The organism is Myxococcales bacterium (assembly GCA_012513515.1).
Lineage (GTDB): Bacteria > UBA10199 > UBA10199 > 2-02-FULL-44-16 > JAAZCA01 > JAAZCA01.
Genome location: JAAZCA010000010.1, coordinates 1 through 14,170 on the forward strand (window position 1 = coordinate 1; position 14,170 = coordinate 14,170).

Here is a 14,170-nt window from a genome sequence, read left to right on the forward strand (position 1 = left end):
AAAGGCATCGTCATAGGTCTTGCGTTTCCTCCGCGTCATCATGGACTCCTTTCCGGGGCTCACTTAAGACCCCTTGAGTCCACTTATCAACCCCGTTTTTTCTGTTCAGATTTCGCCGACCGTTATACAGATCTGATGCGTATCATCCGGGCTGACCAGCACGCCACCCTCCTCCTCGCAGTCAGCTATACTGAGGGTAAAAACATCCCACGGGTTGGCGCAGTAGCGCCTACCGCAGGCGTCTCTGTCAAAGGAGAGACACACCTCCTCGCCGGAGCAGGCTGAATCTCTATCGCATGAGTCCTGCGAAGGATCTACACCTATATGCGAATAGGCAACGCATTGGGAATACATGCACAGAGAGGCAGAGGGAGCGGTGCAATTGGAGGTGTATTCGCAGGGAAGCAGTATCTCAATGTCAGCTGTAACCTCCCCGGAGGATTTGGAAAGGTCGCTCTGTAGCGTTATGCTGAGAAGCCTCACCGAAACCCGCAGCTTCAGGTAGGAACCCGCCGTTGGAACAGAGTGGGGAGCGGTAAATCGTCCTTCGCCCCCCTCGCATACCAACGCACCAGCGCCGGATGCGACAGGCTGATCATCCGCATCAAGTATTTCACAACCAAAGTCGCTCCGCTTTTCGCCATTGTAGGATACGGAGAATGAAAAGGATTCCCCAAACTTAAGCCTCATAATCCCATCCGAACCAAAGGCATCTGAGATCAACAATAATTCCCCGCCGCCGCTCGGGAGTTCGGTATCGCTATTAGAGGTAGAGGCGCCGCCACAAGAGGAGATCGCCAAAACGGCCGCCAGGAAAAGAACGAGATAAAATTTGATTTTCATTTTTTTCCCCCTTCGAAGTAACCCGTATCACGAGCATCTTCCGTGCCAAAACTTTAAAAACATAACATATTGACTTACAAGGTCTTTTTAAAGCACACCAATGACGGAGGGGTGTAAAAGCTGCCCGATAAGTCAATTTTTTGACTCCCCCTTGATCAGAATGGGGTATGAAAGGAGCCGTTGATGGGAGGTTTAAAGGCTGATACAGGGGGTTCGGTATGAAGCGAAAGAGATCACAACCCAGCAGCATCGCTTCCATAATCGGCAAAAACGCCAGGAAGATGAATATCGAAAGGCGAATGGACATTTACAGGCTCACCAAGGCGTGGCCTGAAATAGTCGGTCCAGCGATCTGCGCCCATACATCTCCCGAAAGACTCCTCGGTAAAACACTCCTGGTTCGCGTCGATGGATCCTCATGGATGAACGAGCTCGTGTATTTTAAAAAAGAAATCACAAAAAAAATCGGGGCGCGCATCCCCGAACTAAAAATACAGGATCTAAAATTTGAGATCGGCGAGATCAGGAGAATGTCGTCCGAGAAAAATTCGGAGGAGAATGCCTCAAGGGAAAGAAATCTCACGGAGGAGGAACTCGACTTTATCAAAATCGCAGCCGATGAGATATCAGATCCAGAAACAAAGAGCATCGCCGAATCGGCCATGAAGCGAAGCTTTAAGAGGATGCGCTAGCCGATTCGTTTCGAATACTGCGCCATGAAGATGCCATCCAAAGAGTCGTCATCGCGATTCAATTCAAAACCATATTTTGCAGCTATGCGATCCAATTCACCCCTCCGGGAGTTGATAAATACGATCGAAAATTTTCCGCCCCCTGAAAGGACAATTCTAGCCGAAGCCACCAGATCCTCGATAGTTCCATTCAGCTCATGCCTCGCAGCGGCCCTCTGAGGATCAGGGGAAAGCCGCCCGCTAAAAGCCCTGTGGAACGGAGGGTTTGCGATGAGGTGGTCAAATCTTTCCCTATTTTTAAGGGCAAATTCTCTAAAGTCCCCGCACACGCACGAAATGATTTTATCGAGGCCATTAGCTGAAACATTCCCCTTCATGATATCAAAAAGCGATTTCTGTATTTCGACACACGAAAAAGATAATGGCTTGCTCCTCGCCGCCAATAAAATAGAAATTACACCCACCCCGGCGCCAAATTCCACTACCCTTTCCCCATCACGAAGTTCTACGAATTTAGCGAGAGCAAGGGAGTCCATGCCATAGCGATAGCCTCTCAGCGGTTGACGGATCTCAACGTCAGAGCTTTCAAAATATTCCGAGGTGGTTTCGATCATTTTAGTTTTGGAAACATCTTATCACTTCGTCCGCTGAAATTGCGCCTTCACGTATAATCCTCATGGACTCATCTGCAATATCAACTACTGTCGATCCACGAGATGGCTCGCATTCGCCGCCGTCGACTATGCATGGCAGCTTTTCGCCGAAGTATTTTCGCACGTGCTTTACGGAAAGAGATGGAGGAAACCCCGACAGGTTGGCGCTTGTCGTTGTAATCGGCCCGCCAAAGGATTCCACCAGCGCGGCCGCTACCGGATGTGACGAAACCCTTATGCCGATCTTCCCTGTGTTTGTGACAAATCCCTTCGGGATTATGTCGGAAACGGGAAACAGGATAGTAAGCGGACCCGGCCAGTATTTTCGCATGAGAGGCAAAGTCCGGTCGGGGACGAAAGCCACTACCGTCCGCAACATCTTGAGATCTGCGACCAGAATCGAAATCGGCAAACCGTAGTCGCGCGACTTGAGGTCGTAGATCCTTTTGACCGCTTTCCTGCTAAGCGCGTCAGCCCCGAGCCCGTATATCGTCTCAGTCGGATAGGCTATAACCTGGCCCGACTTCAAAAACTCGACAGCCCTTGAAATCTCATTTCGATCGGGATGTCTCGAATCTATGCTTATTATCTCGGTCATATTTATGAATTCAAATTTTTGTCGGCGGCTTCAACTCCGTCGGCCATGGATTTCTTGTACGCAGTCAATTTTTCAGCAAGCGACTTATCGGAAAGAGCTATGATCTGAGCGGCAAGAACTGCCGCATTCTTGGCGCCAGTCTTGCCTATGGTCACGGTCGCCACCGGCACCCCTCCCGGCATCTGCACTGTGGCGATAAGCGAATCGAGTCCGCCTAGCGAAGAACCTTCAAGCGGAACACCTATGATCGGAAGTATGGTGTGCGCAGCAAGGTTTCCTGCCAGGTGGGCGGCATAACCTGCGCCGGCGATGATCACCTTGACGCCATCAGAAGCTGCGGAAGAAGCCAGCTTTTCGACCTTTGCCGGCGTCCTATGAGCGGAAGCTATCGACATCCTGCATTCTATTCCAAGCTCGTTTAGGAGTTTTCTCGACTCCTCCATCACTGGAAAATCGCTGGAGCTGCCCATAACTACAAGAACTTTCGCATTAGCCATCCTTCACCCCTTTATGGATTTACTTCCTATATCTTTCCTGAAAAATCCCCCCTCGAATGAAATCTTAGAAACTGCATCATACACATTTTTTATCGCACTGCCCGCATCGCTTCCGAGGGCGGTGACGCCGAGCACCCTGCCGCCATTGGTAGTGACATCGCCATCGACGAGCTTAGTGCCGGCGTGGAATACGAAGGTATCGGGAAGATCTCCAGCTTCATCGAGGCCTGATATCACCGCCCCTTTTCTGCAGTCGCCGGGATACCCCTGCGCAGCCATAACTACGCAAACGGCGTGCCTCGGATCCCAAGTCATTGAAACTTTATCGAGATCACCGGTGATGGCTGCATCGAAAATTTCCACTATGTCGGTCTTCAGTCTCATCAAAAGCGCCTGCGTCTCCGGATCTCCAAAACGGACGTTGTACTCCAGCACCTTGGCATCATCACCGTCTATCATCAAACCGGCATAGAGTACGCCGACAAAGGGCCTCCCCTCGGTGACCATGCCGCGGGAGGTCGGCAATATAATTTTTTCCATCACCTTTTCGACCATTTTTCCGGTCAAGACTCCGGCGGGCGATATAGCCCCCATCCCTCCTGTATTGGGACCAAGGTCACCATCGTAGGCGGCCTTATGATCCTGTGAACCGTCAAGTGGAAGTACGTGGTTGCCGTCGCATATCGCTATGAAGGAGGCTTCGACGCCGCGGAGAAATTCCTCGATAATAATTCTTTTGCCGGACGACCCGAACTTCGCAGCGACCATCATATCATCAACCGCACGCGAAGCCTCGTCGATATTCCGACAAATGACCACACCTTTCCCGGAAGCGAGACCATCCGCCTTTACCACCGCTGGAAATGAAAAATTTAGAAGAAATCTTTTAGCTTCCTGTGGATCGGTGAAGCTCTCTGCCCTTGCAGTTGGAATATTATAGCGAACACAGAAATCCTTCGCAAACACCTTGGAGCTCTCCAGCTCTGCAGCCTCCCTGGTCGGTCCGAATATCTTCAGCCCGGCTCGTTTGAATGCGTCAACTATTCCAGCGGAGAGGGGCGCCTCAGGGCCGACCACCGTCATCCCTATTTTTTTTGATTTGGCAAAGGACAAAAGGGCTTGGATATCATCGGCGGCTATTTCCACACATTCAGCTATTTTAGATATGCCGGGATTGCCCGGAGCGCAGTATATCCTTCCGGCCCTGCTCGACTGGCTTATTTTCCAAACCAATGCGTGTTCACGACCCCCGCCGCCGACTACAAGTATGTCCATCCAAAACCTCCCAGAGAGCAGCGTCTTAAATCATCTGCCGCGGGTAAAATCAATCCGAAACAGAACTGGTCTCGCTTATCTTTTCCACCGAGCCGTCCTGGCGCAAGACGATGCTCGAAGTACTCACGAGTCCTCCCGGATCCGAGACCTCGACAAATATGGTTACCGGCCAGACCCCAACAGCGCTCCTGTCACCCTTCACTGAGAACTTGAGCTTGCCAGGGGAGATTCCATCTAGCCATGAATCGAGGGAGCCCCCATGCTTGGCTTTTATCTTTGCCCTGTAGCTCAGTTTGTCGGATGAAGGATCCTCAAACGCCAGATCGAGAACGCCTCTTTCCCCGTTAAAAACGATATCACCTACCGAGCCCGATGGCGGCTCATTGGTATTCCAGTAGAAAAATCCCATCTCACCTATTTTAGATTTCCCTTTTTTTATTTCGAAGGCAGCGAAAAGATCCATCCCCCCGAAATCTTTAAGCGGAAGGTTAGCAAACGCATGAGGCCTATCGAACGACATCTTCTCTCCCGACACAATTCCGTCAGCACCTGACTCAGGCACCACAGGCGGAATGCGCATGGGCCTTAAAAGCTGAGAGCCATCAGATGATGCCATTACTGCAGCCGCCTCTACCCCGGATTTAGTTCCATAGATTAAAACCGGGCTTCTGTCCGTCTGCCTCGGAAACTCGCTCACGAAGGTAATCTCCCCGTCACCGCCTGACAAAAGATTACCCGCCTTTGATATGCGCATCTTCTTCGACTTCGAATCCGGCAGGAGAAATACCGATTCGCCATTATCCATGATAGCAATTGCCTTTTTATCCTCTGAATCGGTTAATTGAATCAACGCGACTACTGAGCTGTGCCGTTTGCCAAGGTCATCATGCCAGCATGAAAAATTTTCATCATCCGCGCCGCATTGGCCCGCGACGAGCACCCCATGAGCTTGAGCAACGATAACGATACCGGCCGCCCCGACGGATATGAATCCAGCATCGGCCTTCGCATCCAGAAATTTTACAGGGACGAAGCGATGAGAAAATGTTCCATCCGAACGCCTGGCGAAAAGATCCATCCCCAATAAATGCCTGTCTTTCTTTAAAATCGATCCACTTGGAATCGAGCAACTGACGAGGCCTGCAAAGGAATATGGAGACTTGGCCACCGCAGCTATATCGAAAATCCTTTCAACAGCGCAGGAGATTTCGCCCTTCGCGTCATTTACCATTCTAAAATCCTGCACAAAGATATTGGAATCCTTGAGAAGGCATCCGCCCTCGCCCGCAGCGGAAGAAGGAATTTGCGTCGCTATTTTGGGGAATAAAAGATAGGAACGCCTGGTTGAAGCCACCACATCCACTATATCCCCTGTGGCCAGGATCTTGTGAGGAGTCGCCCCGTCACGAGCTCGGCAACTCTTGAATTCTATTATCGCTCCCGGACTTATCCCTTTGGCCTGAATAGCGGAAAGACCGCCGACTTCCCCATTTGAGCCCGCGATAATCAGCATCGCCTGATCCCTGCGACGAGGAGAGAGCACCAGGGAAGAATGAACATTCTGCCATGGCAAAATCGCTGCTCTGGTCTTTCCAGCATTATAGAGACGCTGACTCGAAGGATATGCGCCCTCCGATACCCCCGAAATTTCCGCGTCGATACCCGCAACGAAGGTATCCCCATAATCGCAGTAGTTCGGTATTCCATCTCCATCATCATCCTCTGCATCGCGTGGATTTAGCGCTACACATACAGGATACTCCGCATCCCCAAGGCAGCGCTTCATCCCCCTGATTATGCAGGTGCCGACAGCCACAGGACAGTGCTCGTTCAGCGAAGCGATATCATCGACGACTCCATTGCAATCATCGTCGACACCGGGATTGGAGCATGTCTCCACTGCAGGATTTTTGGGAATGCAGCTCAATTTTTCCCCTTTGAAGCAGTTTTCGACTGTGACCTCACACGCTCCGACTCCACAAGTTGTCTGGCCAAACCCCTCGTCAATATCGCCGTCACAATCATCATCTATGAGATTACATTCCTCGCTCTTTGGGAAATTCACCTGAACGCAGGTGATCGTTCCTTCCGGCTGACATAGAAACTTTCCATTTGCGCAAGCGCCAAGCTTTCCATCTACGATGCAGTCTTCACCAGGCGAATGCTTCAAAACTCCGCAACCTCCGCAGGCATTTTCCACTCCACCCTCTATAGCGTTGTGATAACATCCCCTGACGTGGTCGCAAAAATCGGCCGTGCACTTGTTTCCATCGTCACACGAAAGCTGCGTGCCTCCGACGCATACCCCCCCAATGCAGATATCATCGGTAGTGCATGAATTCATATCATCGCACGGCACAACACCCAAAACCGGAGGATGGGAACACACGCCCATCTTGCAGATATCCTGCGTGCAAATGTTGCCATCGCTGGAGCAAGCAATTCCATCGGTGAGTTTAGGGTCTATCGCACACTCCATCCCGGAAGCGGAATCGTCGCTGCAAGCCCACACGCCCATCGAGCACTCGTCCCCCTCCTGCCCTTGGCATCTTTCACCCGGAATTCCCGGCAGTTCACCACATCCCCCACATACGTTGAGAACCCCCTCATCGATCTGGCCATCGCAATCGTCGTCCACTCCGTTGCAAACCTCCGGCGACGGTTCCACCAAAGGGGCATTGCACACGAGCTCACCCTCGGACTTCCCGCAGATGAGAAATCCCTCACGACGGCATGCGCCGAGAAGGCCGTTATCACATGGATCTCCAAGCCCCTCTGCATCGGAATCGACAACTCCGTCGCAATCGTCATCTATCCCGTTTCCGCAAAGTTCTGGACCCGGCTCCCCAGCCACCGCATCGCATATCAGTGACAGCTTATCTTCCGAGCAGACCATCTTGCCATCGCGCTTGCAGGCCCCTATTCCTGCTGAACATGTCGAACCGAGGGCTTCAAATCCTTCATCTATCCGGCCATCACAATCATTGTCTATTTTATCACCGCAAAGTTCTTCGCCGGGCATGCCCGGAATACACTCGACTTCCCTACCATCTATGCACGCAGAAACTTCTGTACGACATGCTCCGACCCCGCAAACGACAGTGCCAAGCGCGTCATCTATAAGGCCGTTGCAGTCATCGTCCTTGCCATTACAGATCTCTCTTGAAGGCGGTTTTGGCTCCGCATCGCAAAACGATTCAAGTCCAGAGCTGCTGCACTTCAGCTTGCCTTGCACAGCACATTCGCCAAGCCCCGCGGTACAAAATCCCCCTACATTGAAACCTTCATCTATGAGCCCGTTGCAGTTGTCATCCTTGCCGTTGCATCGCTCGATAGCGTCCGGATATACCGTTGCATCCCTGTCGTTACAATCGCCGCCGCAGGTGGTAAATCCATCCCCATCCTTATCAAAACCCTCATCTACCCTGCCATCGCAGTTATCATCCTCACCGTTGCAAATTTCCATCCTTTCACCGGGATTAATCGCAGAGCGGCATACGGATTTTTCGGCTCCGCACTCGAATATTCCACGACGGCAGATACCATGCAGACCAGTGTCACACGGCTGATTACACGCGATGCATGAGTTTTTCCCCTCATCAAAGCCATAGCCGGGCGCACACTTTTGAGCTGTTTCCTCCTGTGCAAAGGAGTGCTGTGAAAGGATTGTTGCGGCCAGAATGACGACCGCCGCCAGAACCGAATGTAAGTTTTGCCTTCGCAACATCGGCTCCCCATCATGAATTAGAAGTGTTCAGTGCCTAAAATGCCTAACCCCTGTAAAGAGCATCGCCATGTCATGTTCGTCCGCGGCAGCGATAACTTCCTCGTCGCGTATCGAACCGCCGGGCTGCACTATCGCACGCGCTCCCGCGGCAGCGGCAGTATCCACTCCGTCCCTGAATGGGAAAAATGCGTCGGAAGCGATAACCGAACCTGCAAGCGGACTCATCGCCTTCATCACGGCAATCTTTGACGAATCTACGCGACTCATCTGTCCGGCGCCTATGCCTATCGTTCTATCTTTCCCTGCAAAGACTATCGCGTTGGATTTTACGTGCTTGCAAATTCTCCAGGCGAACTCAAGGGCGGCCACTTCATCGGCGGTCGGAGGCCGTTTGGTCACCACCTTAGCGGCTGACACTATCTCATCCGAAACATCCCTCTCCTGGACCAGCATCCCTCCGCGAACATCGCGCAAATGCCACCCTTTCGGTTCTGGAGAGCTTTCCGCAAGTGACGGAAGGGCCAGCAAACAAAGCTTTTTCTTCTTTGAAAGAATTACTTTGGAGCTCTCATCGAACGAAGGAGCCACGACGACCTCAAAAAAACTTTCAGCGATAATCTTCGCCGCGGTTTCATCGACAGACTTGGTCAGACCTATTATTCCACCGAATGAAGAAGTGGGATCGCAGGCGATAGCTTTAGCCAGGGCATCGGAGACGGAACTCTCTGAAATCGCAGCACCGCATGGATTGGCGTGTTTGACAACCACCGCCGCAAATGGCGCATACCTAAATTCCAGAAGCATCCCCAGAACCGCATCGGCATCCATTATATTATTGTATGAAAGCTCCTTCCCCTGAAGCTGCTTTGCATCTGCGATAGAGAAAGGGTGGACCAGCCCGCGCCTTTTGTAAAAAGCCGCGTTCTGATGCGGATTCTCGCCGTATCGCAGGCCGGAGACCAGATCATAGGTCATGCCTATACTGGTTGGAATCTCCGTGCGCTGTTTGGCATCGTTCCAAGCGGTGAGGTAGTTTATGATCGCAGAGTCGTATGACGCCGTCGTTGTGAATGCCTTTTTTGCGAGCGCAAAGAGTCTCTCCCGGGAAAGTTCGCCGTCGCCGGAATCCATCTCCGAAACTATTGCTGCGTAATCCGCGGGGTCGGTGACGACAGCCACATCCTGATGATTTTTGGCTGCCGCCCTTATCATGGTGGGACCACCTATATCTATATTCTCTATCGCCTCTTCGAACTTGCATCCCGGTTTGGCGATGGTCGCCTCGAAAGGATAGAGGTTTACCACCATCATATCGATGTATCCGATGCCGTTGGCCTCAAGCTCCATGGAATGTTTGTTGTTTTCCCTTATAGCGAGAACTCCTCCATGAATCTTCGGATGAAGAGTTTTCAGCCTGCCGTCCAGAATCTCGGGGGATCCTGTGTAATCGGAAACTTCTTTGACAGGTATCCCTTCCTTGCTGAGTACGGAGTAGGTGCCGCCCGTCGAGAGGATCTCGACGCCCATCTTCGATAGAGATCTGGCAAATTCAACTATGCCAGTTTTGTCATACACGCTCATCAACGCTCTTTTTATCTTGGCCACCTGAATCTCCCTTGAATTTTTCTTGTAGTCGAGATCACTTCACAAGGCTGCTGGCACCGAGATACTTCTTGAAATCGTCATCCACGAATTTGAAACCAGCGCCGAGAAACCATTCGGGTCTCGGCCCGTTCGTTCTTATGATATCATCTGCACCGCCTGAAACATATATGTTGGGCGTAATATTCAGATCTGCGCTGGCTTTTAGATGAGGTTTCTCGCCAAATTGTGTTGAAAAATCGTACGCGGAAAATGAAAGCTGAATCGGCCCCTGAAAATAATCTATGCCGAAGCCTCCGCTGGATTCGATAAGCCCTCCCCTGATCCTGAAGTCATAGAAGCTCTTGGCGAGCTGCGCGGAAAACCTGATTTTATCGCGGTCGATCGTCGCATTATGTGTGGTTACGGTAGTCGACCTCCCGCCGGTGCTTATAGTGGTCGTCGTTTCAGAGTATCTCGGACGCGGGTCCGGATCGGCGACTAAGCCGAGAAGCAGCGCCTTGTCAGGCGAAGGCCTGAGTGCGAGATCGACGTAGCTCTTAAAGTCCCTGCTCTGAGTGAGATATTCCGCCTTGTAACCGATCTCCATCTCGAGCGATCTGAATCCTCCAAGCGTTTCATTCAGGTTGTCGACAGCCTTGTTGAGCTTGTTGACCGTTTCATCATCGTTCACGAGTTTTCCGATCGTCCCCTCACCTGCGTCTATCTTTCGAGTGATGGAGGCGATATTTTCCATCGACTCCTCAACATCTACCCTTCCCTTTGCGACTATTTCACGAAGCTGGTCGGTCATCTCCGCAAGATTCATCGCAACCCTATCGATATTCTGCTGATTCTGAATCGTTATGTCGCGAATCGACCTGGTGAACTCCTCCAGATTGGAGACTATCCTGTTGATAGGATAGTCCTGATTGTCACCGATCATCGTCTTGAGCGAGGAGGTCATCTGTTTGACATCTGTCGCGATGGAAGAGAACTGGCCGACCAATGAGTTTATATCCCCGGTCCGCCCGGTAAATTCTATTTGGGAATCCTTGGAAAGAAGGGGCGCCCCCTGCGAGCCAGGAATTATTTCAACGTATGTGTCGCCTAGAAAGCCCCTGGTCCTGAGAACTGCCTGCGAATCGGCCGGGAGCCTGACCGCCTTGTCCATCAGGAGCAGCACCTTTGCTCGCCTGGAATCTAGAAGCTCGACGTTGCGCACCACACCGACCTTCACCCCGGCCAGCTCAACCGGAGCCTTCACTTTGAGGCCGGTCGCATTGTCGAACACAGCGGTGAGATCGTAGCCACCGTAACCGCTGACAGAGGTTTTCTCGCTTACGCGGATAGTAGCCCATGCGAGCACGAGGATGACCGCGACAGCGAATATTCCAACCTTAACTTCCAACGAGAGATTCCTCACCATTCCCCCTAGCCTGCACGCCTAGTTCCTACACTGAGAAATTCCACAACCGCCGGGTTCTTGGAACGCCTCATCTCATCGGGCGTTCCCGATTCGATTATCCTTCCATCGTGTATCATCGCTATCTGATCGGCTATGCGAAATGCCGAATCAATATCATGACTTATAACGACCGAAGTCACGCGAAGTTCTTGTTGCATGGAGAAAATCAGGTTGTCAATAGCAAGCGTCATAATCGGATCCAGCCCCGTCGTAGGCTCGTCGTACAGAATTATCGATGGTTCCAGAGCTATAGCCCTGGCAAGACCCACCCTTTTCCTCATCCCGCCTGAAAGCTCGGACGGCATCTTGTGCTCTATCCCTGGCAAACCGACCAAGCGAAGTTTATCTTTAACGATAGAATCGACATCGGGAAGTCTTCCTCCCCTGTACCTCTCTACTATGGGAAAGGCGATATTGTCGTAGACGCTCATGGAATCAAAGAGCGCAGCGTTCTGAAAAAGCATTCCGAACCTTCGCCTGAATTCGTTCAGTTTATCGCTGCTGAGAGATCCGAGATCGCATCCATCAACCGTCACCGTTCCGCGATCAGGCCTAAGAAGCCCTATTATGTGGCGAAGCAAGACCGTTTTGCCTGAACCGGAAGAGCCGATGATCACGGTAACCTTCCCCTCAGGGATGGATAGCGACAGCCCTTTAAGGACCTGCTGTGATCCGAAGGATTTGTATATTTCCTTTATCTCAATCATATTCTCGCTTCGCTCCAGGCTATTTCGAAATATATTCTATTATCCACGTAGTCAGGAAATAATCTGTCACAAGGACGGTAACGGCCGAAAAGACGACCGCACGAGTGGTCGCTCGCCCAACGCCTTTAGCGCCACCCCTCGTATTAAACCCCATATAACAGCTGATGGCGGCGATCAAAAACCCGAATATCGCCGCTTTTATGAGCCCCCCGTATATGTCGTCGGCATCGACGTAATAATACATCCTTCCAAAAAAAGGCCCCGCGTCTATCCCGAGCAGATATATACTCACGATGTAAGAGCCTACCACGCCTATGTAATTGTAGACCATCGTCAACATGGGAACCATGACCGAACACGCTATTATCCTGGGAACGACCAGGTACTGAAGCGGGCTGACAGCCATCGTCTCGAGGGCATCGATTTGCTCGGTGACGCGCATCGTTCCGAGCTCAGCCGCCATGGACGAACAGGCTCGAGCAGTTATCATTATGGCTGTAAAGACAGGAGCTATCTCCCTTGCGAGCGACATCGCAACCGTCGCACCCACCATGCTCTCCATGTTGAAAAGAGCATACACTTTGCCGGTCTGAAGGGCAAAAACCGCCCCCGTAAAAAATGAGGTGAGAGCTATGATCCAAATGGATTTGACGCCGACGAACTCCATTTGTTTCAAAACCTGATCGGCTCTAAATGGCTTCCGAACAGACCACTGAAGGGAGTCCCACACAAAACGGCACCAGTCGCCAAGGCCTGCGCACATTGAAATGAGGCAAGAGCCTGTCCTCTCCAGAAAGGAAAAAGAAAAATCCAGCATATGAGCTATAATTCTTTGCATGGATTCTCACCTGAATAAACGCGCGGCATACGCTTGGATATTCCACAAAGGATCTCGTACGGAATAGTTTCGGCCCACCTGGCCAAATCATTCATCGATATGCAGTCGCTGCCTTGACTGCCCATCAAAACCACCTCGTCATGAATTTCAACCCCTTCGATATCCGTAACATCGACTATTGTCATATCCATGGTAACCCTCCCGACCACCGGCGCACGAACCCCGCGAATGAGCACGCTCGCCTTTCCGGTGAGCGCCCACGGATAGCCATCGGCATAACCTATGGGCACTATCGCCAGGCGGGTTTTCCTCTGAGTGACGAATATTCCGGAATAACTGACGCGCGCCCCTTCAGGAACATGCTTGAGGAGCACTACTCGACTCGCAAGCCCCATCACGGGAAGCAGCCGATCGCTGGAGAAACTGGCATCATCCATGCCTCCAAAAAGGGTAAGGCCGGGACGCACCCACACCTCGTCGGCACCGGGAATCTCCACCCCCCTTGAATTCGTTATTCCCTGGCTGTTGGCCATGTGCCATATTTTAACCCTGCCAACGCTCGCCTCTATTCGCTGCTTGCATTGAAGGAATATATCAAACTGCTCGCGCGACAATGGGCCATCGTCGGCATCCATGAAATGGGTCATGACACCCTCAAGATAGAGGTTCTGCGAAGAGGCCAGCCTTGAAAGGACGGAATCAAGCGACTCCGGCCGGACCCCTAGCCTGCTCATTCCGGTATCGATCTTTAGATGAACGGGGATTTTTTTCCCGAATTCCTTGGCGTTATCTTCGAGCGGAGCTATAACCCCGTGCGAGTGTATGACCGGAGTAAGATCGCACTCGACCATCACCTTCGAAGCTGGCGCCCCAGCTCCTAAAAGTCCGCCCATCACCAAAATTTGTTTTTTAATTCCGTTTTTTCGAAGCTCGAGCCCCTCTTCCACCGTCGCCACACCAAAGGCCCTGGCCCCGTCATTTTCTAGCACCTTAGCCACAGGCAAGGCACCGTGACCATACGCATCGGCCTTGATCATCACCATTATTTCGGTTCCGGACGGAAGCGATCGTCGGAGCAGTCCAAAATTGTACCTGAGGGCATCAAGATCCACAGTTGCCCATGTAGGTCTGAACGTGGGAATTTCATTTCTCTGAATCATCGCGGCTGATGTTTTCCTTGAAAATTTAAGGGTTTGTCGCTTCTAACAACGTCATTTTGCCTTGTCAAAAATAATCATTGCCCAAGGTGGAAAAATTTATCATGAACTCCGGGCATGAAGGAGACTTCAGA

The 14,170-nt window shown here is 51.6% G+C and carries 10 protein-coding genes and 4 pseudogenes; 1 reads left to right on the forward strand and 13 read right to left on the reverse strand.

The genetic code is table 11. The features are described 5' to 3' along the window. Positions 1-105: 105 nt before the first annotated feature. Positions 106-843: a hypothetical protein gene (locus GX659_02300; GenBank protein NLD27623.1), complete on the reverse strand. Its 738-nt coding sequence runs from the start codon at positions 841-843 to the stop codon at positions 106-108. 218 nt (positions 844-1,061) lie between these two features. Between GX659_02300 and GX659_02305 the strand changes: the two genes are divergently transcribed. After that, on the forward strand, positions 1,062-1,535 hold the full coding sequence (locus GX659_02305; protein NLD27624.1) for a DUF721 domain-containing protein: 474 nt from the start codon (positions 1,062-1,064) through the stop codon (positions 1,533-1,535). Here GX659_02305 and GX659_02310 read toward each other — a convergent pair. The 12 genes and pseudogenes from GX659_02310 to alr form a co-directional block, all read right to left on the reverse strand. Beyond that, positions 1,532-2,071 (reverse strand): methyltransferase, encoded by a 540-nt coding sequence (locus GX659_02310; protein ID NLD27625.1) that lies wholly within the window; start codon positions 2,069-2,071, stop codon positions 1,532-1,534. The two genes, GX659_02305 and GX659_02310, sit on opposite strands and share 4 nt — an antisense overlap. Positions 2,072-2,150: 79 nt before the next feature. Then, complete coding sequence (locus GX659_02315) at positions 2,151-2,786, reverse strand: threonylcarbamoyl-AMP synthase (protein NLD27626.1); 636 nt, start codon at positions 2,784-2,786, stop codon at positions 2,151-2,153. A gap of 2 nt (positions 2,787-2,788) precedes the next feature. After that, positions 2,789-4,558, reverse strand: a pseudogene (purD, locus tag GX659_02320) (phosphoribosylamine--glycine ligase). Positions 4,559-4,607: 49 nt separating this feature from the next. Next, positions 4,608-7,454: a hypothetical protein gene (locus tag GX659_02325; GenBank protein NLD27627.1), complete on the reverse strand. Its 2,847-nt coding sequence runs from the start codon at positions 7,452-7,454 to the stop codon at positions 4,608-4,610. 63 nt (positions 7,455-7,517) lie between these two features. Next, positions 7,518-7,580: pseudogene (locus GX659_02330) on the reverse strand (hypothetical protein). A gap of 90 nt (positions 7,581-7,670) precedes the next feature. After that, a pseudogene (locus GX659_02335) lies at positions 7,671-7,892 on the reverse strand (hypothetical protein). Positions 7,893-7,964: 72 nt separating this feature from the next. Beyond that, positions 7,965-8,285 (reverse strand): annotated as a pseudogene (locus tag GX659_02340) (hypothetical protein). A 27-nt stretch (positions 8,286-8,312) separates the two neighbouring features. Continuing rightward, positions 8,313-9,890: a bifunctional phosphoribosylaminoimidazolecarboxamide formyltransferase/IMP cyclohydrolase gene (gene purH, locus GX659_02345; protein NLD27628.1), complete on the reverse strand. Its 1,578-nt coding sequence runs from the start codon at positions 9,888-9,890 to the stop codon at positions 8,313-8,315. Positions 9,891-9,924: 34 nt separating this feature from the next. Further along, a complete protein-coding gene (locus tag GX659_02350) occupies positions 9,925-11,295 on the reverse strand; it encodes an MCE family protein (protein ID NLD27629.1) in 1,371 nt (456 codons plus the stop codon). A gap of 5 nt (positions 11,296-11,300) precedes the next feature. Next, positions 11,301-12,041 (reverse strand): ABC transporter ATP-binding protein, encoded by a 741-nt coding sequence (locus GX659_02355; protein NLD27630.1) that lies wholly within the window; start codon positions 12,039-12,041, stop codon positions 11,301-11,303. A 19-nt stretch (positions 12,042-12,060) separates the two neighbouring features. Beyond that, the gene (locus GX659_02360; protein NLD27631.1) at positions 12,061-12,804 is read right to left on the reverse strand and encodes an ABC transporter permease; all 744 of its coding nucleotides are present in this window, start codon (positions 12,802-12,804) and stop codon (positions 12,061-12,063) included. A 59-nt stretch (positions 12,805-12,863) separates the two neighbouring features. Continuing rightward, positions 12,864-14,039: an alanine racemase gene (gene alr / locus GX659_02365; protein NLD27632.1), complete on the reverse strand. Its 1,176-nt coding sequence runs from the start codon at positions 14,037-14,039 to the stop codon at positions 12,864-12,866. Positions 14,040-14,170 lie beyond the last annotated feature (131 nt).